The following is an 18,661-nucleotide window of genomic DNA, read 5'->3' on the forward strand; positions in this document are numbered from 1 at the left end:
CAAAATTGTTGGACAATATTGTAGATCGATAAACATTACAATCGCAACCTCCAAAGGGCGCTCTGCGTCTTACCTCCCTCAACTGCCTCCTTGACCTATGCAGGAATCCTCAACCCATGCGCTTCGATGAAGCCGCCGCCAGCGCATCGAGCGCGGTGTTCTACGGGATCATGAACGGCTTGGCCGAGCAGAAACTCGTTCCAGGCCAACGGCTCGTGGAGGTCGATCTGGCGGAGCAATACCAGGTGAGCCGCAATTCCGTACGGGAGGCACTGCAGCAACTTGCGGCGCAAGGCGTCGTCGAGATACCGCGCAACAAGGGCGCGGCGATCCGGTCGCTGAGCCTGCAGGAAACCCTAGAAGTCCTGGACGTGGCTGAGCGCATGACCGGGCTGCTCGCCAGGAGCGCCGCCCTGGGCATTGCCGCCGGCCAGGCGGGCGACTGCATCCGCGAGTCGCTCATCGAACTCGACCAAGCCAATGCCGCCCAGGATCCCGACGCCTTCGCGCGGGCGCGGCGCAGGCTGTACCGCGCGCTGCTCCATGCCAGCGGCAGCCGAGAGTTGAAGCGACTTTTTCCATCCATCCAGATGCCCATCGTCTATGCGCAGCATCGTCCTTCGACCCTGCAGAAGGTTCGCATGCGCGATTACCAAGCCATGTGCGACGCCGTGCTTCGTGGCGACGCGCAGGCCGCGGACGCGGCGGGCATGGCGCACGTGCAGAACGTACGCGAGGCCATCGTCCGCCAGCTTTCCAGCAGCATTGGCAGAACCGATCAGTAAGGAGATGAGATGCAAACGATATTGGGCGCGAACGGCCAGATCGCAGTGGAACTGGCGCGGGAACTGCAACGCAAATACCCCGGTGAACTGAGGCTCGTCAGCCGCAATCCGCGCAAGGTCCACGACACCGACAGCCTGGTGTCCGCCAACCTCCTCGATGCGGGCCAGACCTTGGATGCGGTCAGGGGCAGCAGCGTGGTCTATTTCACCGCGGGCCTGCCGCCAAACACCGAGCTGTGGGAAACGCAGTTCCCCGTGATGCTGCAAAACGCCCTGGATGCATGCCGGGCGGCAGGCGCGAAGTTCGCCTATTTCGACAACACCTACATGTACCCGCAGGACGACCGGCTGCAGACGGAGGCAACGCCCTTCGCGCCGGTCGGGCGCAAGGGCAAGGTGCGCGCGGCGATGGCGTCCATGGTGCTTAAAGAGATGGCGCGCGGGGAGATCCCGGTCCTCATCGGCCGAGCGCCTGAGTTCTATGGCCCGGGCAAGACGCAGAGCTTCACGAACGCGCTGGTGATCGAGAGGCTCCAGGCGGGCCAAAAACCCCGCGTGCCGGTGCGCGACGACACGCGGCGAACGCTCATCTGGACACCCGACGCGAGCCGCGCGCTGGCGGCCCTAGGCAATGCGCCGGATGCGTTCGGGCAGACCTGGCACCTGCCTTGCTGCGATGACCGGCCGACCTACCGGGAGTTCGTCGCCATGGCCAGCGAGGTCTTCGGCCGGGATGCCGCCTACACGATCATCGGCCGGTGGACCCTGGCCGCCGCCAGCCTCTTCTCCAGCCAGGTGCGCGAGATCAAGGAGCTGCTGCCCCGGTACGGGCAGGACAACCTCTTCGATTCCACCAAGTTCAAGTGCCGCTTCCCGGATTTCGAGGTGACCACGTACAGGGAAGGTCTTGACTTGATTCGACAGTAGCTGGAGCGCAAGTAGATACCCACGCAAGAACTTGATGTTGGCGAGCCGCGGCGTACGGATTTCCTTCTCAGTTCTCTTTTGAAATCGCCAGCCCTTCTCCAGCACATACGCGTTTGCAGCGGCAAACTTTGCCGCATATTCGTCAGCGTAGCGATCCAGGAATGCCTGGGTTTTGACCTCCACGAGGTCTCGAGGAGGCTCAACCCCATCCGATCCCGGATGAAACCGCACAAGCAGATCTGGGACATACGAGCGCCCGTCAGGCAAAGGGATCTCAACAGGCTGTGCTTCATACCCCGACACACGGGGATCGAAGTCCAAAAGGAGCATGAAATCCTTCTCAAGTGTGGACTCGAATTCCACCATTTCCGCGGAAAGGGCTGTTGCATGGCGGCCAGTGACGAAGAGATAATTCTTTGGAACTTTGCGAACGGGCATGCATGGCCCTCCCGGCCAACCAGCGCGACCGATCCAGTCGCACCTACTTCGCTACTAATTCTCACCTACTTCGAGCTAGCATGCCAAATATTTCACGCGATTTTCTCATTAACTTCGAAACGAAGACAGTCTGAGAGATTGGGCACCCGGCCTCTCCCCGCATCGCAAAAAAGGGCAGCACCATGAACGCCCTCGACCAGATCTCCCTGCGCCGCTATGGCGCCTCTCCCGGCAGCCACAGCCACGACCATTTCCAGGTCCTGCTGGGCCTGTCCGGCGCGCTGGAACTGGAAGTCGAAGGGCGTGGCGTGCGGGTCGCATCCGGCAGCGGCTGTGTGATTGCCCCTGGGTACCGCCACGACTTTGAATCCACCCATGGCAGCCTGTGCCTGGTGCTCGACAGCGCGCACCCGGCCTGGGCACAGTGTGCGGGCCTGCGCGGTGCCGTGGTGCCCCCGGCCCAGGCGCTACCGCTGGTGCACTACCTGGCCAGCGCGCTGCAGCAGGGCCGCCCGCTGGCGCAGGCCCATGGCCCGGCGCTGCTGCGCGAGGCCTGGCTGGCCGATGGCCCTGAGCCCGCACCACTATCCTCAGCACGCCGCCGCACCGTGGACTGGCATGCGCTGCAGCAATGGGCGGCCCGGCAGTGGCACACCGATCTGACGGTGGCCGACCTGGCTGCGCAGGTACATCTGAGCCCCAGCCAATTTGCCGCGCGCTGCCGCGACGAACAAGGCATGGGCGCCATGGCCTGGCTGCGCAGCCAGCGCCTGGCGCAGGCCCGGCTGCTGCGCGGCAGTGGCATGGCGGTGGCCGAAGTGGCCCGGCGCACGGGCTACCACTCGCCGTCGGCACTGACCGCCGCGCTGCGCCGCACCGGCCATTGATGCCATTAGCGCCATTAGTGCGCGACGATTCACCATCGTTGCGCGACGGCCCGCGCGCTTAAGCTCAGGCCATGCAAGCCAACCTCTATGCCCTGGGCGCCATCATCTTGTGGGCCTCTCTCGCTTCGCTGGGTGTGTCGCTCACCCACGTTCCGCCGTTCCTGCTCACGGGCATCGCACTCATCATCGGCAGCGTGCCGGCCTGGCCATTCGTGCTGCGCGATCCATCGCAGTGGCGCATTCCGTTGCGCACGCTGGCTCTGGGGGTGTATGGGCTGTTCGCGTACCACTTTCTGCTGTTCATCGCGCTGCGCCATGCGCCGCCGGTCGAGGCCAACCTGGTCAACTACCTGTGGCCGCTGTTCATCGTGGTGCTGTCGCCCGTGGTGCTGCCCGGTGTGGCGCTGCGCCTGCCACATGTGTTGGCGGCGCTGCTGGGTTTTGGGGGTGCGGCCATCGCCATCGTGGGCGGGCGCGAGCTGAGCGGCACACTGGCCTGGGGCTATCTGCCCGCGCTGGCGGCGGCGTTCATCTGGTCCACGTATTCGCTGCTCACCAAACGCGTGGCGGCCTTTCCGACCACGGCCATTGGGCTGTTCGGGCTGGTGTCGGGCGTGCTGTCGCTGCTGTGCCATGTGGCGCTAGAGCCCGCCGCAAGCCTGCAGTCGCGCGACTGGGCGCTGCTGGCCGCAATGGGCCTGGGGCCGCTGGGGGCGTCGTTCTTTCTGTGGGACAAGGCGCTCAAGCTCGGGGATGCGCGCCACATCGGCATCCTGAGCTACCTCACGCCGCTGCTGTCCACCGCGCTGCTGATTGTGGTGAGTGGCCGCCCCTTTACCTGGAGCATTGCGCTGGCGACGGTGATGATCATCAGCGCCGCCATCATGGGCATGCGGGCGCGCTGAATTTTCAAGAAAAATAGGCTGCCAGCGCTTATCCAATAAGCGCTAGCAGCTATCAATTTTGATGATCCTTACGACGCCAGCAGCGCCGCAGGTTCATCGCCGTCGAGCACCTGCTGCGCCCAGGGCGCGAGCTTGCGGGTGTCGGCGCGCAGCACTTCCTGCTTGACGGCCAGTATCTGCGCGGGGTGCATGGAGAAGCTGCGCAGGCCCAGGCCCAGCAGCAGGCGCGTCATGCTCACGTCGCCCGCCGTTTCACCACACACACACACGCTTTTGCCCTGGCGCTCGCCCTCGGCGATCACATCGCCCACCAGGCGCAGCACGGCGGGGTGCAGGGGGTCGTACAGGTGGGCCACGGCCTCATCGGCGCGGTCGATGGCCAGGGTGTACTGGATCAGGTCGTTGGTGCCGATGGACAAAAAGTCGAAATACTTGAGAAAGGTGCGCACCATGAGCGCGGCGGCGGGCACTTCGATCATCGCGCCCAGTTGCACCGGGCCATAGGGCTCGCCGCGCGCGTCCAGCTCGGCGCGGGCCAGGTCGACCTGGGCGAGCGTCTGCTGGATCTCGTGCGTGTGCGCCAGCATGGGGAACAGCAGGTTGACCTTGCCATGCGCCGCCGCACGCAGCACAGCGCGCAGTTGGGTGCGGAACATGGCCGGGTCTGCCAGGCTCCAGCGGATGGCGCGCAGGCCCAGGGCCGGGTTCAGGTAGTTGTCCTTGTGGGCCTTGTTGTCGAGCGGCTTGTCGGCCCCCACGTCGATGGTGCGGATGGTGACGGGCAGGCCTTGCATGCCGTCGATGGCCTCGCAGTAAGCGCTGTATTGTTCGTCTTCGCCGGGCAGGTTGCCCGTTTTGCCCATGAACAGGAATTCGCTGCGGAACAGGCCCACACCCAGGGCCCCGGCGCGCACGGCGGTGGCAGCGTCGCCAGGTTGTTCGATGTTGGCCAACAGCTCGATCTTGTGGCCGTCGAGGGTGATGGCGGGCGTGTGGCGCAGCCGCGCCAGGCGCTCGCGCTCCAGCTCCACCTGGCGCTGGCGAAAGCCATATTCGGCCAGGATGATGGGCGAGGGGTCAACGATGACCACGCCCGCGTCGCCGTCGATGATGACCCAGTCGTCTTGCCGCACCAGTTGGCTCGCGGCACGCGCGCCGACCACGGCGGGGATGTCCATGCTGCGCGCGACGATGGCGGTGTGGCTGGTCTTGCCACCCACGTCGGTCACGAAACCGGCGAACACGCTTTGTTTGAACTGCAGCATGTCGGCGGGCGAGAGGTCGTGCGCCACCAGCACCAGGGGCACGTCTACCGTGTCGTCGAGCAGCAAATCTTGCTGCGTCTTGCGGCGCGGGCTGCTGGCGGGCGGCGCCACGGGGCTGGCCACGCCTTTCATGTAGCGCAGGATGCGTTCGACCACCTGTTCGAGGTCGGCCTTGCGCTCGCGCAGGTACTCGTCTTCCATCTCGTCGAACTGGCGCGCGATGACTTCGAGCTGCGTGGTCAGCGCCCACTCGGCGTTGTACAGGCGTTCGGTGATCCAGTGCTTGACGCCGCCCGTGAGGGCCTCGTCCTGCAGCAGCATCAGGTGCACGTCGAGCAGCGCGGTGAGCTCGTGCGGCGCATCGGTGGGCATGTCGGTCTGCAGGCGCTGCAGTTCCTCGACCACGGCATTGCGGCCCTGGCGCACCCGCTCGATCTCGCGCTCGATCTGGTCGGGCTCTACGAAATAATGCGCAACGTCCACACGGCTCGATGCCACCAACACCGCACGCCCAATGGCAATGCCGCGCGCGACTGCAAGACCGTGGACGGAGAAGGTCATGTTTTTATGGGTTCACAACAGGGCCAAAAAATACGGGGCTGGCAGACTCATTCGCCTTCGCCAAACTTGTCGTTGATCAGCGCCAGCAGGGCATCCATGGCCTCCTGCTCGCGGTCGCCGTTGGTTTCCAGCTCCACTTCAGAGCCCATGCCCGCGGCCAGCATCATCACGCCCATGATGCTCTTGGCGTTGATGCGGCGCTCGCCACGGCTCATGAAAACGTCGCAGGGGAAGCTGCCCGCCAGCTTGGTGAGCTTGGCTGAGGCGCGGGCATGCAGGCCCAATTTATTGCTGATGGTCGTACGGGTCTTGATCATGTCGGTTTCGGCGGTTCTGGTTCTGCGGCGCGGAGATGGCCACCTGCATCACCCCTTGCGTGCCACCCACCACGGCGCGGGTGACCACGGAGTCGAGTGGCTCGGCCCGGTAGCTCACGGCACGCAGCAGCATTGGCAGGTTGACGCCCGTGACCAGGCGCGAGCGCACGCCATCCACCAGGCGCTGCGCAACGTTGCAGGGCGTGGCGCCAAATACATCGGTCAGCACCAGGGTGGTGTCCGTGCCCAATTGCTCCAGAAGGATGCGTGCCTGGGCCAGCGACTCTTCAGGGGGCTGGTTGGGCAACACGTCCAGGGCGGCCACGCTGTCGCCACTGTCGGGAAACACGTGCAGCGCACATTCGCGCAGCGCGTGGGCCAGCGGGGCGTGGGCAATGATGAGGATGCTGGTGGTGCTCATGGTGCAGGGGTTGACAGCACATTATGGCGCCGCCCCCGCAGCAGGAACCACGCATAGGCGCTGGCGTTGCACGCCAGGTACACCGCCATGGCCGCCTTAAAGGCGGGCACCGTGTCCAAACCGGCAGCGGCAAAGGCATCCACCGCCAGGCCAATGCCCCACTGCACCACAAACACGCCCGCAAAAATCACCAGGTTGTAGGCCGACAGCGCACGCCCCGCCAGCGCCTGCGGAAACGCCATCGCCACGGCAGGCTGCGACAGCGACACGAAGGTGCACGACACGCAGAACAAGGCCCAGGCACCGCCCCCCGCCTGCGGCCCGGCCAGGATGATGCCCAGCAACACCACCAGGCACAGCGGCAGGCCCATTGCCATGAGCCGATCGGCGCCAAAACCCTTGCGCAGCAGCCAGGGGTTGAGCATGCCCCAGCTCCAGAACGTGCACAGCATGGACACATTGATCCAGAACAGCCCGGTGGCCGCCTCCAGGGCGGTGTAACCCGCCACACGCTGCATCCACGGCCCGGCCCACAGCGTCTGCATGGCGACCATGCCGCCGTAGCAAAAGAAACCCAGGGGCGCCAGGCGCTGAAAATAGGGATGGCGCCACACCACGCCGTAACCCTGGGGCACGGCAACAGCATCGGCATCGGCAGGTTTTTCGCTGGCCGCGCCCCAGCCTGGCACCCAGATGGCGATGACCACCATCGACAGTGCGATCAGCACCGCCAGCCCCCAGAACAGCGGGCGCCAGCCCACCAGCGGCAGCGCCCATTGCACCGGCAGGGTAGAGGCCACCATACCCAGCGAACCGGTCATCAGCATCCACGAATTCGCCCGCATCTGGGCCACGGGCTCCAGCCAGCGGCGATAGCCCGTGAGCGGCGCCATCAGGCAGGCGCTGACACCCGCGCCGCACAGCACGCGCCCGGCCAGCAGACCAGAGAAGCCGGTGGCGGCCGAGAACACAAAGCTGCCCACCACGGCCACGCCCAGAAAGCCCAGCGCCACCTTCTTGGGGCCATGGCGGTCCAACCAGGCACCCAGCGGCAGTTGCGTGGCCGCAAAGCCCAGAAAATACCCACCCGCCAGCAACCCCAGGTCGCGGGCCTGCAGGCTGAACTCCTCTGCCAGCGTGGGCGCCAAGGTGGCCGTGACGGCCCGCACCAGCGCCGACAGAAAGTAGGCAAAGGCAAATGCCAGGAAAACGATGATGGCCGCACGCCGCGGCAGCACGCTGCTGCCGCTCATGGCAACACCAGTCCGGCGAAGAACTGGTCGGCCACCTCAGGCCGGGGCTTTGGGCTATAGACCACCGCGTGGTACAGCCGCACCTGGGTGCCCGCCGCACGCGCAAACCACACGGCCTGCGCCGTGACCGCGCTGCCGTCGGCACGTTGCCCCTGGGCCACGGTGCGCACCGATTGCGGCAGCGCCAAGGTGCCGCGCGGCGCGTAGGGTATGTCTTTGGCACTGGCGGCCGCGCCAGCGCCCAGCCGCGCCAAAGCAGCAGCCCGCCAGTGTGTGAGCGCCGTGCCCACCTGGGCCGGGTCGGCCAGCACCGCGTGGGACACCGCAAACGTCGCGCCGTCAGCATCGCAGCCCGCCATGCTCAGCTCCACGGGCACACCAGCCAGCTCCACAGTGCGGGTGGCCTGGTCGGGTTTGCACGGCAGGGTGATGGTGAGGTCCGCCTCGGGCAGCGGCACGGTGCGCCAATTCAGCGCGGGGCTGCAGCCCGCGAGCAACAGCAGGGCAGCAGCCCCGGTCAGTGTCCATTTCATCGGGGAATTATCGGCAGTGCGGCCCCAGGCCGTGTGCCGCCTCGCGCTTTGCCCCCGAACTTTCGCGGGCGGGCTGACTCCACCCTTGCTGGGCGCCCCCTCCGGCACAATAACGGGCGGGGTCTCAGCCCCTTCGTTTTTTGGGATGGATGGTGAAAGTCATGGCGATCAAACATTGGGCAGCAGGTGTGGCAGTGGCGGCGTTCGTGGCCGTGGGCGCCTATGTGTACCTGGACACGGGCCGCGCAGAAGCGCCCGCATCGACCTTCGTGCTGCTGGACGGCACGAGCCAGTCCACCGCCGACATGAAGGGCAAGGTCACCCTGGTGAATTTCTGGGCCACAAGCTGCACCACCTGCGTGGCCGAGATGCCCGAGATCATCGCCACCTACAACAAATACAACAGCAAGGGCTTCGACACCCTGGCCGTGGCCATGAGCTATGACCCGCCCAGCTACGTGGTGAACTTTGCCGAAACGCGCAAGCTGCCGTTCAAGGTGGCCATCGACAACACCGGCAACGTGGCCAAGGCCTGGGGCGACGTGCGGCTCACGCCCTCAACCTTCATCGTCAACAAACGCGGCGAAATCGTCAAAACCTACGTGGGCGCGCCCAACTTCCCCGAGCTGCACCAGCTCATCGAGAAGCTGCTGGCCGAGACCTGACGAAGGCCACGCGCCCTGCCCATACAACAAGGGGCTGATTTCGCATGAAATCAGCCCCTTGCGCTTGATGAATAAGCGCTAACAGCTATTTATTTGATAGCAAATTACTTGCCACGGTAGCTGTCGTGGCAGGCCTTGCAGCTGCCTGCGGTCGCACCAAAGGCGGTCTTGAGGTTGTCCAGGCTGCCCGTCTTGGCAGCGGCAGCGAGCTTGACGGCCTCGGCCTCCAGCTTGTCGGCATGCTCCTTGAACTTGGCCTGCTCGGTCCAGATCTCGGGCAGGGCCTTGGTGGGCGCGCCCTTGTCGGTGCCCGCACCAAAGCCCGCCCAAGGCAGCTTGGCCATCTGGGCCACCACCTCGGCATTCTCTTGCGCGGCCTTGGCATCAAACGGCGCGCGGCCGTTGGCCATGGCCCCAATGCGGCCAAAGTGCTGGCCCATCACAAAAAGCGCGCTCTGGCGGTATTTGATGGCGTCTTCGGCCTTGGCGAACTGGGCCGAGGCCGGGGCCGACAGCGTCAGCGTGGCGGCGGCGAGAGCAATTGCGGCAAATGCTTTCATGGGAGATTTCCTTTGTCGTGAGGTGAATCAATATTTTTCTTCCCGATCGGAGTATGCCAATTTGCGGGCGATTTCGCAGACGGCGATCTTCCAGACGAGGCCAACCACCTTCACAATGCGGCCATCCGCCCTTCCCCACCCCTGCCGCCATGACGACGCAACACACCGTACGCATCTGGGACCTCCCCACCCGCCTGTTTCACTGGACGCTGGCCATCTGCGTGGTGGCACTGGTCATCACCGCCAAGGTGGGCGGCAACGCCATGGAATGGCACTTTCGGCTGGGCTACACGGTGCTGGCGCTGCTGCTGTTCCGTCTGGTCTGGGGGCTGATCGGCGGGCGCTGGTCGCGGTTCTCGGCCTTTCTGTATTCGCCAGCACGGCTGGTGCGCTACCTGCGCGGCACACCACACCCAGAGGACGGCGTGGGACACAGCCCACTGGGCGCCCTGTCGGTGTTCGCACTGCTGGCCGTGCTGATGGCGCAGGTGGGCACCGGCTTGCTCAGCGACGACGAAATCGCCTTTGCGGGCCCGCTGACCCGTTTTGTTTCGAACGCAGTGGTCGGCCAGGCCACCGGTTACCACAAGGACATCGGCCAGTACCTCGTGCTGGGGCTGGTGGCCCTGCATGTGCTGGCCATCATCTTCTACGCGCGGGTGCGCAGGCAACCACTCGTCAAACCCATGCTGGGCGGCGACAAAACGCTCCCCGCGCCCGCCACGCCGTCGCGCGACGATGCCCCAAGCCGCCTTCTGGCCTTGGCCGTGCTGGCCCTCTGCGCGGGTGTGGCCTGGTGGGTGTCATCGCTGGGCATGGCGGCAGGCTTCTGAGCGAAATCGCTACACTGCGGGTTCCGTCTTTGTTGATTTCGAATCCCCAGCGCCTTGGACAAGCCCTCTATCACCCTGCGGATCGCCAACTCGCCCGCCGAGATGGACGCCGTCCGTGACATCTTCCGCGAGTACGCCAGCACGCTGAGCGTGGACTTGTGTTTTCAAGACTTCGAAAACGAGCTCGCCGAATTGCCCGGCGACTACGCAGAGCCACGCGGGGCCTTGCTGCTGGCGGAGGTGGAGGGCTCCATAGCCGGCTGCTGCGCCCTGAGGCCGCTGGACACGGCCGACTACCCCAACGCCAGCGAGATGAAACGCCTGTATGTGCGCAAGGCGTTCCGGGGGTTTGGCCTGGGGCGCGAGCTGGCCGAAGCCATGCTTGACCGCGCCCGGCAAGCGGGCTACGCCTGCGTTTTGCTCGACACGCTGGACGAAATGGAATCAGCGCGCGCGCTGTACACCGACCTGGGCTTTGAAGAGATCCCGCCCTACTACCACAACCCCATTGCGGGGGCGCATTACCTTAAGGTCGACATTTTTTAGCCTTTTTGTGCTTTGGGGCGCATTGGGCATGCACCGATAGCTATTATTTTGGCAGCAAGCATAAAATCACAGCGGCCTGGTGCCAAGCATTTCGAGCCTGTTAGGGTTCGAGCCGTGGGGCAGCCTCACGGTGTTTTATTGAAACGCGCTCATTGCGGCGCGCGAACCATCTGCCACGCATGGCAAGCAGTTCGCGCCCAACCCGCTGGTTGGTGCCAGGCCAACCCACTGCAGTAGCACACCATTTCGTGATCATTCCCCCACGCGCCCGCGCACTGGCCAAGGCCTTGTCCATGGCCGTGCTGGCCGATTCCGCGCCCCCCGAGGGCCGCACGATCCGGGCACTGGCTGCGCGGGCAGGAAACTGCCTTGGCCATACCACCCCAGGGCAAGACCCACGCCCCCTGCCCGAAGCTCTGTTCGAGCAATTACGCCGCGTATCCATCGTGTCCACATCCGAATGGGCTCGGCTGGAGCCGGAAGACCTGGCGACGTGGTTTTGCTGCGGCTACTGGCGGCGCAAGGCGGGGGTGCGCGGTGGCTCGGTACAGCCCCTGGCGCCAGAAGACGCGGACCTAGAGGCCGAAGACTGGCACGACGGCCTGGCCGATGAGGACGACGCACATCCCACCTTGCCATTGCATCAATGGACCGCCCTCGAACTCGCCCAAGCATTTCGCACCTGGGCCGCCACTCCGCGCTCAGGCATGCCCCTGCGCTGGCTGCTGCGGCCAGGCACAGCGGGTCCACATCCTGCATGGATGGGACGCGACAGCAAAACGCCTGTGCTTGCATCAGCACATGACGTCACGCAGGCCCTGGGTGTGCCACAGGAGGATCTGCTGTGGCTCGCGCCCGAACATGCGCAATGGCGCGAGCGGCAAGACGGAGGCCACGCGCTGCCCTCTTCGCATTACCGCTACCGCCTGCTGCCCAAGCCGAGTGGCGGCTTACGCTTGCTGGAGGCGCCACGCCCGCGCCTCGCCGTCGCCCAGCGTCGCATCCTCGACACCTTGTTGGCAGGAGTTCCAACCCACGAGGCCGCGCACGGCTTTGTGCGCGGCCGCAGCGTGGGCAGCCACGCACAGGTTCACACGAACCAAGCGGTGGTGATCCGTTTCGATTTGGCCGATTTTTTTACAAGCATCAATGCCACGCGCGTGCGAGCACTGTGGCGCGCGCTGGGGCATGGCCGCTCTGCCGCCGACTTGCTGACGCGCCTGACCACCACACGCACACCCCAGGCCATTCGCGAACGCCTGCTGGAAACAACGCCGATTCCGCCACAGGCCATTGCGCAGCGCCGGGCCATCGCCATACGCCTGGCGCAGCCCCATCTGCCGCAAGGTGCTCCCACATCGCCGAATCTGGCCAATCTGTGCGCCTTCGAGCTGGACCTGCGGCTGCATGCGCTGGCTCAACGCTTTGGCGCGTGTTACACACGCTATGCCGACGACCTTGTGTTCTCCGGCCCCAAGGCGTTGCGCGGCCAGTTTGGAGCGCTGCGCGCCTGGGTAAGCGCCATTGCGCAGGATGAGGGCTTCACACTGCGTGTGGATAAAACCCGCGTGATGCCCGCGCACCAGCGGCAGTACGTCACGGGCTTGGTGGTCAATCAGCGCGCGAACTACAGCCGCGCCCAGTACGACACGCTCAAGGCACGGCTACATCGGCTGGCGAACCTGTCTCAGGTGGACGCAAACGAGCGCGCCCAGGTTGCTGGAGAACTCCACTGGGCCGGTCAGTGGCTGGCATCGACGCGCAAGGACAAGTTGATGCGCCTGTTCGATACCATCCGATTTACAACGACGACTTAGGGCAACGCTAGCCTCAAGCCTTTTGGGCCTGCTGGAGCAGCGTGGCGGCGTCGCTCACCTCGAACTTGCCAGGGGCTTCCACGTTGAGCGTGACCACCTTGCCATCGCGCACCAGCATCGAGTAGCGGTTGCTGCGCAGCCCCAGGCCCTTGCCGGTCAGGTCCAGCGTGAGGCCGGTGGCCTTGGCAAACGTGGCATCGCCGTCGCCCAGCATGCGCACCTTGCCGTCGGTCTTCTGGTCGCGCGCCCAAGCGCCCATCACGAAGGCGTCGTTCACGCTCACGCACCAGATTTCATCCACGCCAGCGGCCTTGAACTCGGCCACTTTTTCCACATAGCCTGGCACATGTTTGGCCGAGCAGGTGGGCGTGAAGGCGCCGGGCAGCGCGAACAGGGCAATCGTCTTGCCCGCCGTGGCCTTGTCCACTGGCACGGGGTTTGGGCCAATGCTGCAGCCTTCGCCCTCCACTTCCGAATACTCCATTAGCGTGCTGGCTGGCAGGGTGTCACCGACTTTGATCATTGTTGTCTCCTTGGAAATAAATGCGTGAATGAGTGGGGCCATCGGAAGCGATGGAGCCCAGGAATCTGCAGGGGCCGCCGAAAAAACGGCGCCCACAAAGCAAAACGACCCACATTGTGGGTCGTTTTGAAGGGCCTTGCAGTCCAGGGTTTTGCCCCGGACTTCAATGCAGCGCTGCGATTACAGCAGGCCAGCCTTTTGCACCAAGCGGGTAGCAACCCAGTTCTTGGTCTTGGAGAGCGGACGGCTCTCGGTGATTTCGATCGTGTCGCCCAGCTTGTACTCGCCCTTTTCGTCATGGGCGTGGTACTTGCTCGACTTGGCCACGATCTTGCCGTAGAGCTCGTGTTTCACACGGCGCTCGACCAGCACGGTCACAGTCTTTTGACGCTTGTCGCTGACCACCTTGCCAACCAAGGTGCGCTTGAGGGATTTTTTAGGTTCCGTCATGTGGGCTCCTTACTTGGCGGCTTGCTTTTCAGCAAGAATGGTCTTGGCACGGGCGATATCGCGGCGGGTGGTGCGCAGCGTGTTGGTGTTACCCAATTGCTGCGTAGCCTTCTGCATGCGCAGGCCGAAATGGGCCTTTTGCAGAGCCTTGATTTCGGCTTCGATACCGGCGACGTCTTTTTGGCGCAGTTCAGTAGTCTTCATTGCTTGTTCTCCTGAATTACGCGCCAAGGTGACGGCTGACGAACGTGGTGCGCAGCGGCAGCTTGGCAGCAGCCAGGCGGAACGCTTCACGGGCCAGTTCTTCGGGCACACCGACGATCTCGAAAACGATCTTGCCGGGCTGGATTTCGGCCACGTAGTACTCGGGGTTGCCCTTACCGTTACCCATACGCACTTCTGCGGGCTTGGTAGAGATTGGCTTGTCCGGGAACACGCGGATCCAGATACGGCCGCCACGCTTGACGTGACGGGAAATCGCACGGCGTGCAGCTTCGATCTGGCGGGCCGTCAGACGGCCACGATCGGTGCACTTCAGACCGAAATCACCGAACGCAACGGAGGCACCCCGCGTTGCGACACCGGTATTACGGCCCTTTTGCTCCTTGCGGTACTTGCGGCGAGCAGGTTGCAGCATACTTATTCTCCTTTTCCGTCCGCTGCTGTAGCGGGCGCGGCGACTTTGCGTACGCGCTTAACGGCGGTGTTATCAGCGCCACCAGCTTCCGCTGGCTTGTCGCTGCCGTCGGCCGGAGCGGTGTTGCCACCGACAGGACGACGTGGGCCACGGCCTGCGCCTGGACGGTCGCCACCTGGGCGGCCATCACGGCGTGGGCCGCGTGGGCGGCGCTCTTCGTCTGGACGAGGCGTTTCCACGGCGGGCAGGTCATTGCGGCCCAGCGTGTCACCCTTGTAGACCCAGACCTTGACGCCGATCACACCATAGGTGGTCTTGGCTTCAGAGGTGCCGTAGTCGATGTCAGCGCGCAGCGTGTGAAGTGGCACGCGGCCTTCGCGGTACCACTCGCAGCGAGCGATTTCGATACCGTTCAGACGGCCGGACGACATGATCTTGATGCCCTGGGCACCCAGACGCATGGCGTTTTGCATGGCACGCTTCATGGCGCGGCGGAACATGATCCGCTTTTCGAGCTGTTGCGTGATGCTGTCGGCGATCAGCTTGGCATCGATTTCGGGCTTACGCACTTCTTCGATGTTCACTGCGACGGGCACGCCCAGGCGAGCAGCGAGTTCCTTCTTGAGGTTCTCAATGTCTTCACCCTTCTTGCCGATCACCACACCAGGACGTGCCGAGTAAATGGTGATGCGGGCGTTCTTGGCAGGACGCTCGATCAGGATGCGCGACACGGCGGCGTTCTTCAACTTGGCCTTCAGGTACTCGCGCACCTTGATGTCTTCGGCCAGCATGCCCGCGAAGTCGCGGTTGCTAGCGTACCAACGGCTGGACCAGTTGCGGCTGACCGCAAGGCGGAAGCCGGTAGGATGGATTTTTTGTCCCATAGTCTTCCGAGCCTTTAGTTGCCAACCGTCACGTACACATGGCACGTGGGCTTGCTGATGCGGTTGCCGCGGCCTTTGGCGCGCGCGGTGAAGCGCTTGAGCGTGGTGCCTTGTTCGACGTAGATGGTCTTGACCTTCAATTCGTCGATGTCAGCGCCATCGTTGTGTTCGGCGTTGGCGATGGCCGACTCCAGAACCTTCTTGACGATTCCCGCAGCTTTTTTCTGCGTGAAGTTCAGGATGTTCAGAGCCTGGTCCACCTTCTTGCCGCGGATCAGATCGGCGACCAGACGGCCCTTGTCGACCGACAGACGGACGCCCCGGAGGACTGCACGTGTTTCAGACATGGTCGTTCCTTACTTCTTCGCTTTTTTGTCAGCGGGGTGACCCTTGAAGGTGCGCGTCAGGGCGAATTCGCCCAGCTTGTGGCCCACCATCTGGTCGGTGACATAGACAGGTACGTGCTGCTTGCCGTTGTGCACGGCAATGGTCAGACCGATGAACTCGGGCAGAACCATGGAGCGACGCGACCAGGTCTTGACTGGTTTCTTGTCCTTGGTGGCGACGGCCTTTTCGACCTTGGCCAGCAAGTGATGGTCAACAAATGGACCCTTTTTAAGAGAGCGAGTCATCTGTTACCCCTTACTTCTTGCGACGCGACACGATCATGATCTGTGTGCGCTTGTTGTTACGGGTGCGATAACCCTTGGTCAGATTGCCCCAAGGATCGACTGCATGGCGGCCTTCGCCGGTGCGGCCTTCGCCACCACCGTGAGGGTGATCCACTGGGTTCATGGCAACGCCGCGAACCGTTGGGCGAATACCCATCCAGCGCTTCACACCGGCCTTGCCCAGTTGGCGCAGGCTGTGTTCTTCGTTGGCCACTTCACCAATGGTGGCGCGGCATTCGATGTGGATCTTGCGCACTTCACCCGAGCGCATACGCACCTGAGCGTAGACGCCTTCACGGGCCAGCAGCGTTGCCGAAGCACCGGCCGAGCGTGCGATCTGTGCACCGGCACCGGGCTTGAGCTCGATGCAGTGGATGGTCGAACCCACGGGGATGTTGCGGATAGGCAGCGTGTTGCCAGCGCGGATCGGGGCTTCCGAACCGGACAGCAGGGTTGCGCCCACTTCCAGGTTGCGGGGAGCGATGATGTAGCGACGCTCGCCGTCGGCATAGCACACCAGAGCGATGTGGGCCGTACGGTTGGGGTCGTACTCAATGCGCTCAACCTTGGCTGGAATGCCGTCCTTGTTGCGCTTGAAGTCCACCACACGGTAGTGGTGCTTGTGACCACCGCCCTTGTGACGGGTAGTGATGTGACCGTTGTTGTTACGACCGGCCTTCTGGAATTGTGGCTCCAGCAGGGGGGCGTAAGCTTCACCCTTGTACAGGTGGTCACGCGTGACCTTCACCACGGCACGTTGGCCGGGCGAGGTTGGTTTCATCTTTACGACAGCCATGATTACGCGGCCTCCCCGGAGAGGTTCAGCTCTTGACCTGGCTGCAGCGTGACGTATGCCTTGCGAACGTTGTCGCGGCGGCCCACGGTCTTGCCGAAGCGCTTGGTCTTGCCTTTGGTGTTCACCACGGAAACGCCCTTGACCTCAACCTTGAACATCAATTCCACAGCGGCCTTGATTTCTGGCTTGGTAGCGTTCTGCAGCACCTTGAACGTCACAGCATTGGACTTTTCAGCAACCATGGTGGCCTTTTCGGACACGATGGGAGCGACCAGCACTTGCATCAGACGACCTTCGTCAAACTTGAGCGTGCTCATGCGAACATCTCCTTGAGTTTGTCGATTGCACCCTTGGTGACGAGCACTTTCTTGAATCGGACCAGCGACACGGGATCGGCGTAACGGGGCTCGACGACGAGCACGTTCACCAGATTGCGCGAAGCCAGGTACAGGTTTTCGTCCACTTCTTCGGCGATCACCATCACCGATTGCAGGTTCATCGCCTTGAACTTGTCGGCCAGGACCTTGGTCTTGGGCGAGTCAAGCTTCAGCGAATCGACCACTGCCAGACGGCCTTCGCGGGCCAGCTGCGACAAGATGGCAGACATACCGGCGCGGTACATCTTCTTGTTGATCTTTTGCGTGAAGTTTTCGTCAGGCATGTTCGGGAAAATCCGACCGCCCCCGCGCCACAGTGGCGAAGAGGTCATACCTGCACGTGCGTTACCCGTACCCTTTTGCTTGAAAGGCTTCTTGGTCGAGTGACGGACTTGCTCGCGGTCCTTCTGGGCGCGAGTGCCTTGGCGTGCGTTGGCTTGATAAGCCACCACGATCTGGTGAACCAGATCTTCGTTGTATTCACGACCGAACACGGTTTCAGGAACATCCAGCTTGGACGCGCCTTGGCCTTGGTCATTCAGGAGTTCGAGCTGCATTAGTTCGCTCCTTTGGAGGCTTTGGCCTTGATCGCTGGACGCACCGTCACGAACCCGCCCTTGGAGCCCGGAATAGCGCCCTTGATCAAGAGCAGTTGACGCGCTTCGTCGATGCGGATGACATCGAGGTTTTGCGTGGTCTTGGTGACGTCGCCGAGGTGGCCCGTCATGCGCTTACCGGGGAACACGCGACCAGGGTCTTGTGCCATACCGATAGAGCCAGGCACGTTGTGCGAACGGCTGTTACCGTGCGACGCGCGCTGCGAGCTCATGTTGTGGCGCTTGATGGTACCGGCGTAGCCCTTACCGATCGAGGTGCCTTGCACGTCGACCTTTTGGCCCACGGCAAACACATCGGAGGCAGGAACAGCAGCACCAGCGGCGTACTTGCCGGCGGTTTCTGCGGTCACGCGGAATTCCTGGATGATTTCACCGGCTTCCACACCTGCCTTGGCAAGGTGGCCGGCTTCTGGCTTGGTCACACGCGATGCCTTGCGCGAACCGAACGTGACCTGCAGGGCCACGTAGCCATCGTTCTCTTGGGTTTTGACCTGGGTAACGCGGTTGTTGGACACATCCACCACCGTGACAGGCACTGCGTCCCCATCATCGGTGAACAGACGCATCATGCCCACTTTGCGACCCAGCAACCCGAGGGAGTTGCTCAGACTCATTTGTTTCTCCAAAACTTCCACCGCCGCAACTTCAATTGGCTACGGCGTTGCACTTGCGTGCATGAAAGAGGGTTATTAAAACTCCACTCCTGCGCGCGCCAAAAAGCGCACACAAATTGAGCGAAGCCCTAAAGTATAACGCGAACTGCTTTTGCAAGCAAGTTCGCGTTATTTGAGACATCGCGAGGCGGGCGAACCCACCTCGCAACGGCCATTACTGCAGCTTGATCTCGACGTCCACGCCAGCAGGCAGGTCGAGCTTCATCAGTGCGTCCACCGTCTTGTCGGTAGGGTCCACGATGTCCATCAGACGCTGGTGCGTGCGGATTTCGAGCTGGTCGCGGCTGGTCTTGTTGACGTGCGGCGAGCGCAGGATGTC

26 protein-coding genes and 1 pseudogene are annotated in these 18,661 nt (G+C 63.4%); 8 read left to right on the forward strand and 19 right to left on the reverse strand.

The features are described from left to right. Window positions 1-116 precede the first annotated feature (116 nt). A complete protein-coding gene (locus Q0105_RS04255; protein WP_298209074.1) occupies window positions 117-785 on the forward strand; it encodes a GntR family transcriptional regulator in 669 nt (222 codons plus the stop codon). 9 nt (window positions 786-794) lie between these two features. Further along, the gene (locus Q0105_RS04260; RefSeq protein ID WP_298209076.1) at window positions 795-1,712 is read left to right on the forward strand and encodes an NAD-dependent epimerase/dehydratase family protein; all 918 of its coding nucleotides are present in this window, start codon (window positions 795-797) and stop codon (window positions 1,710-1,712) included. A gap of 78 nt (window positions 1,713-1,790) precedes the next feature. Here the strand turns inward: Q0105_RS04260 and Q0105_RS04265 are convergent. Further along, window positions 1,791-2,150 (reverse strand): annotated as a pseudogene (locus Q0105_RS04265) (TnsA endonuclease N-terminal domain-containing protein); the annotation flags it as partial. A 182-nt stretch (window positions 2,151-2,332) separates the two neighbouring features. On the opposite strand from Q0105_RS04265, the gene Q0105_RS04270 reads away from it, so the two are divergent. Together Q0105_RS04270 and Q0105_RS04275 are read left to right on the forward strand one after the other, a co-directional pair. Then, window positions 2,333-3,037: an AraC family transcriptional regulator gene (locus tag Q0105_RS04270; RefSeq protein WP_298209078.1), complete on the forward strand. Its 705-nt coding sequence runs from the start codon at window positions 2,333-2,335 to the stop codon at window positions 3,035-3,037. Between the two features lie 71 nt (window positions 3,038-3,108). Further along, window positions 3,109-3,942, forward strand: coding sequence for a DMT family transporter (locus tag Q0105_RS04275; RefSeq protein ID WP_298209080.1), 834 nt, complete (start codon window positions 3,109-3,111; stop codon window positions 3,940-3,942). A gap of 68 nt (window positions 3,943-4,010) precedes the next feature. Here Q0105_RS04275 and ptsP read toward each other — a convergent pair whose 3' ends face one another. From ptsP to Q0105_RS04300, 5 genes are read right to left on the reverse strand one after another with little or no spacing between them, the layout of a single operon-like run. Further along, window positions 4,011-5,768, reverse strand: a complete 1,758-nt coding sequence (gene ptsP / locus Q0105_RS04280; protein ID WP_298209082.1) for a phosphoenolpyruvate--protein phosphotransferase — start codon at window positions 5,766-5,768, stop codon at window positions 4,011-4,013. Window positions 5,769-5,815: 47 nt separating this feature from the next. Then, window positions 5,816-6,085 carry an HPr family phosphocarrier protein gene (locus tag Q0105_RS04285; RefSeq protein WP_298209084.1) on the reverse strand — a complete coding sequence of 90 codons (270 nt, stop codon included), beginning with the start codon at window positions 6,083-6,085 and terminating at the stop codon, window positions 5,816-5,818. Continuing rightward, complete coding sequence (locus Q0105_RS04290) at window positions 6,054-6,506, reverse strand: PTS fructose transporter subunit IIA (RefSeq protein ID WP_298209086.1); 453 nt, start codon at window positions 6,504-6,506, stop codon at window positions 6,054-6,056. The genes Q0105_RS04285 and Q0105_RS04290 overlap by 32 nt, the downstream gene beginning before the upstream one ends. Continuing rightward, a complete protein-coding gene (locus Q0105_RS04295) occupies window positions 6,503-7,759 on the reverse strand; it encodes an MFS transporter (RefSeq protein WP_298209087.1) in 1,257 nt (418 codons plus the stop codon). Before Q0105_RS04295 ends, Q0105_RS04290 begins: the two co-directional genes overlap by 4 nt. Beyond that, window positions 7,756-8,292, reverse strand: coding sequence for a hypothetical protein (locus Q0105_RS04300; RefSeq protein WP_298209088.1), 537 nt, complete (start codon window positions 8,290-8,292; stop codon window positions 7,756-7,758). The genes Q0105_RS04295 and Q0105_RS04300 overlap by 4 nt, the downstream gene beginning before the upstream one ends. Before the next feature lie 161 nt (window positions 8,293-8,453). Here Q0105_RS04300 and Q0105_RS04305 point away from each other — a divergent pair, with 161 nt between their 5' ends. Then, window positions 8,454-8,957, forward strand: coding sequence for a TlpA disulfide reductase family protein (locus Q0105_RS04305; RefSeq protein WP_298209089.1), 504 nt, complete (start codon window positions 8,454-8,456; stop codon window positions 8,955-8,957). Between the two features lie 104 nt (window positions 8,958-9,061). Here the strand turns inward: Q0105_RS04305 and Q0105_RS04310 are convergent, their stop codons facing one another. Then, on the reverse strand, window positions 9,062-9,517 hold the full coding sequence (locus Q0105_RS04310; protein WP_298209091.1) for a cytochrome c: 456 nt from the start codon (window positions 9,515-9,517) through the stop codon (window positions 9,062-9,064). Window positions 9,518-9,666: 149 nt separating this feature from the next. On the opposite strand from Q0105_RS04310, the gene Q0105_RS04315 reads away from it, so the two are divergent. The 3 genes from Q0105_RS04315 (at window position 9,667) to Q0105_RS04325 (ending at window position 12,713) form a co-directional block, all read left to right on the forward strand. Further along, the gene (locus Q0105_RS04315; RefSeq protein ID WP_298209092.1) at window positions 9,667-10,350 is read left to right on the forward strand and encodes a cytochrome b/b6 domain-containing protein; all 684 of its coding nucleotides are present in this window, start codon (window positions 9,667-9,669) and stop codon (window positions 10,348-10,350) included. Window positions 10,351-10,404: 54 nt separating this feature from the next. Beyond that, a complete protein-coding gene (locus Q0105_RS04320; RefSeq protein WP_298209094.1) occupies window positions 10,405-10,896 on the forward strand; it encodes a GNAT family N-acetyltransferase in 492 nt (163 codons plus the stop codon). 248 nt (window positions 10,897-11,144) lie between these two features. Beyond that, window positions 11,145-12,713, forward strand: a complete 1,569-nt coding sequence (locus Q0105_RS04325) for a reverse transcriptase family protein (RefSeq protein ID WP_298209096.1) — start codon at window positions 11,145-11,147, stop codon at window positions 12,711-12,713. A gap of 13 nt (window positions 12,714-12,726) precedes the next feature. On the opposite strand, the gene Q0105_RS04330 is transcribed toward Q0105_RS04325, so the two are convergent. The 12 genes from Q0105_RS04330 to rpsJ all read right to left on the reverse strand — a co-directional run. After that, window positions 12,727-13,236: a peroxiredoxin gene (locus tag Q0105_RS04330; protein ID WP_298209100.1), complete on the reverse strand. Its 510-nt coding sequence runs from the start codon at window positions 13,234-13,236 to the stop codon at window positions 12,727-12,729. A gap of 180 nt (window positions 13,237-13,416) precedes the next feature. Continuing rightward, on the reverse strand, window positions 13,417-13,686 hold the full coding sequence (gene rpsQ, locus Q0105_RS04335) for a 30S ribosomal protein S17 (protein WP_298209102.1): 270 nt from the start codon (window positions 13,684-13,686) through the stop codon (window positions 13,417-13,419). 9 nt (window positions 13,687-13,695) lie between these two features. Beyond that, complete coding sequence (rpmC, locus tag Q0105_RS04340; RefSeq protein ID WP_008906429.1) at window positions 13,696-13,890, reverse strand: 50S ribosomal protein L29; 195 nt, start codon at window positions 13,888-13,890, stop codon at window positions 13,696-13,698. Between the two features lie 16 nt (window positions 13,891-13,906). Beyond that, the gene (rplP, locus tag Q0105_RS04345; RefSeq protein ID WP_015012190.1) at window positions 13,907-14,323 is read right to left on the reverse strand and encodes a 50S ribosomal protein L16; all 417 of its coding nucleotides are present in this window, start codon (window positions 14,321-14,323) and stop codon (window positions 13,907-13,909) included. A gap of 2 nt (window positions 14,324-14,325) precedes the next feature. Further along, complete coding sequence (gene rpsC, locus Q0105_RS04350; protein ID WP_142149114.1) at window positions 14,326-15,207, reverse strand: 30S ribosomal protein S3; 882 nt, start codon at window positions 15,205-15,207, stop codon at window positions 14,326-14,328. Between the two features lie 14 nt (window positions 15,208-15,221). After that, window positions 15,222-15,554, reverse strand: coding sequence for a 50S ribosomal protein L22 (gene rplV, locus Q0105_RS04355; RefSeq protein WP_007847806.1), 333 nt, complete (start codon window positions 15,552-15,554; stop codon window positions 15,222-15,224). Window positions 15,555-15,563: 9 nt separating this feature from the next. Then, a complete protein-coding gene (gene rpsS, locus Q0105_RS04360; RefSeq protein ID WP_010467177.1) occupies window positions 15,564-15,839 on the reverse strand; it encodes a 30S ribosomal protein S19 in 276 nt (91 codons plus the stop codon). Between the two features lie 10 nt (window positions 15,840-15,849). Then, window positions 15,850-16,674, reverse strand: a complete 825-nt coding sequence (gene rplB / locus Q0105_RS04365) for a 50S ribosomal protein L2 (RefSeq protein WP_008906426.1) — start codon at window positions 16,672-16,674, stop codon at window positions 15,850-15,852. Between the two features lie 2 nt (window positions 16,675-16,676). Beyond that, on the reverse strand, window positions 16,677-16,991 hold the full coding sequence (gene rplW / locus Q0105_RS04370) for a 50S ribosomal protein L23 (RefSeq protein ID WP_007847815.1): 315 nt from the start codon (window positions 16,989-16,991) through the stop codon (window positions 16,677-16,679). Beyond that, window positions 16,988-17,608: a 50S ribosomal protein L4 gene (rplD, locus tag Q0105_RS04375; protein ID WP_010467171.1), complete on the reverse strand. Its 621-nt coding sequence runs from the start codon at window positions 17,606-17,608 to the stop codon at window positions 16,988-16,990. Before rplD ends, rplW begins: the two co-directional genes overlap by 4 nt. Further along, window positions 17,608-18,282, reverse strand: coding sequence for a 50S ribosomal protein L3 (rplC, locus tag Q0105_RS04380; RefSeq protein WP_298209113.1), 675 nt, complete (start codon window positions 18,280-18,282; stop codon window positions 17,608-17,610). The genes rplD and rplC overlap by 1 nt, the downstream gene beginning before the upstream one ends. 214 nt (window positions 18,283-18,496) lie before the next feature. Further along, window positions 18,497-18,661, reverse strand: a 165-nt coding sequence (gene rpsJ, locus Q0105_RS04385) for a 30S ribosomal protein S10 (RefSeq protein ID WP_298209122.1), incomplete at its 5' end; no start/stop codon positions are given.

This window comes from Acidovorax sp., from assembly GCF_027492855.1.
Lineage (GTDB): Bacteria > Pseudomonadota > Gammaproteobacteria > Burkholderiales > Burkholderiaceae_C > Acidovorax.

Bases quoted from the DNA above. Each gene is read 5' to 3' on its own strand.
- Q0105_RS04255 (WP_298209074.1), top strand. From the start codon at position 117: ATGCGCTTCGATGAAGCCGCCGCCAGCGCATCGAGCGCGGTGTTCTAC.
- Q0105_RS04260 (WP_298209076.1), top strand. From the start codon at position 795: ATGCAAACGATATTGGGCGCGAACGGCCAGATCGCAGTGGAACTGGCG.
- Q0105_RS04270 (WP_298209078.1), top strand. From the start codon at position 2,333: ATGAACGCCCTCGACCAGATCTCCCTGCGCCGCTATGGCGCCTCTCCC.
- Q0105_RS04275 (WP_298209080.1), top strand. From the start codon at position 3,109: ATGCAAGCCAACCTCTATGCCCTGGGCGCCATCATCTTGTGGGCCTCT.
- ptsP (WP_298209082.1), bottom strand. From the start codon at position 5,768: ATGACCTTCTCCGTCCACGGTCTTGCAGTCGCGCGCGGCATTGCCATT.
- Q0105_RS04285 (WP_298209084.1), bottom strand. From the start codon at position 6,085: ATGATCAAGACCCGTACGACCATCAGCAATAAATTGGGCCTGCATGCC.
- Q0105_RS04290 (WP_298209086.1), bottom strand. From the start codon at position 6,506: ATGAGCACCACCAGCATCCTCATCATTGCCCACGCCCCGCTGGCCCAC.
- Q0105_RS04295 (WP_298209087.1), bottom strand. From the start codon at position 7,759: ATGAGCGGCAGCAGCGTGCTGCCGCGGCGTGCGGCCATCATCGTTTTC.
- Q0105_RS04300 (WP_298209088.1), bottom strand. From the start codon at position 8,292: ATGAAATGGACACTGACCGGGGCTGCTGCCCTGCTGTTGCTCGCGGGC.
- Q0105_RS04305 (WP_298209089.1), top strand. From the start codon at position 8,454: ATGGCGATCAAACATTGGGCAGCAGGTGTGGCAGTGGCGGCGTTCGTG.
- Q0105_RS04310 (WP_298209091.1), bottom strand. From the start codon at position 9,517: ATGAAAGCATTTGCCGCAATTGCTCTCGCCGCCGCCACGCTGACGCTG.
- Q0105_RS04315 (WP_298209092.1), top strand. From the start codon at position 9,667: ATGACGACGCAACACACCGTACGCATCTGGGACCTCCCCACCCGCCTG.
- Q0105_RS04330 (WP_298209100.1), bottom strand. From the start codon at position 13,236: ATGATCAAAGTCGGTGACACCCTGCCAGCCAGCACGCTAATGGAGTAT.
- rpsQ (WP_298209102.1), bottom strand. From the start codon at position 13,686: ATGACGGAACCTAAAAAATCCCTCAAGCGCACCTTGGTTGGCAAGGTG.
- rpmC (WP_008906429.1), bottom strand. From the start codon at position 13,890: ATGAAGACTACTGAACTGCGCCAAAAAGACGTCGCCGGTATCGAAGCC.
- rplP (WP_015012190.1), bottom strand. From the start codon at position 14,323: ATGCTGCAACCTGCTCGCCGCAAGTACCGCAAGGAGCAAAAGGGCCGT.
- rpsC (WP_142149114.1), bottom strand. From the start codon at position 15,207: ATGGGACAAAAAATCCATCCTACCGGCTTCCGCCTTGCGGTCAGCCGC.
- rplV (WP_007847806.1), bottom strand. From the start codon at position 15,554: ATGTCTGAAACACGTGCAGTCCTCCGGGGCGTCCGTCTGTCGGTCGAC.
- rpsS (WP_010467177.1), bottom strand. From the start codon at position 15,839: ATGACTCGCTCTCTTAAAAAGGGTCCATTTGTTGACCATCACTTGCTG.
- rplB (WP_008906426.1), bottom strand. From the start codon at position 16,674: ATGGCTGTCGTAAAGATGAAACCAACCTCGCCCGGCCAACGTGCCGTG.
- rplW (WP_007847815.1), bottom strand. From the start codon at position 16,991: ATGAGCACGCTCAAGTTTGACGAAGGTCGTCTGATGCAAGTGCTGGTC.
- rplD (WP_010467171.1), bottom strand. From the start codon at position 17,608: ATGCAGCTCGAACTCCTGAATGACCAAGGCCAAGGCGCGTCCAAGCTG.
- rplC (WP_298209113.1), bottom strand. From the start codon at position 18,282: ATGAGTCTGAGCAACTCCCTCGGGTTGCTGGGTCGCAAAGTGGGCATG.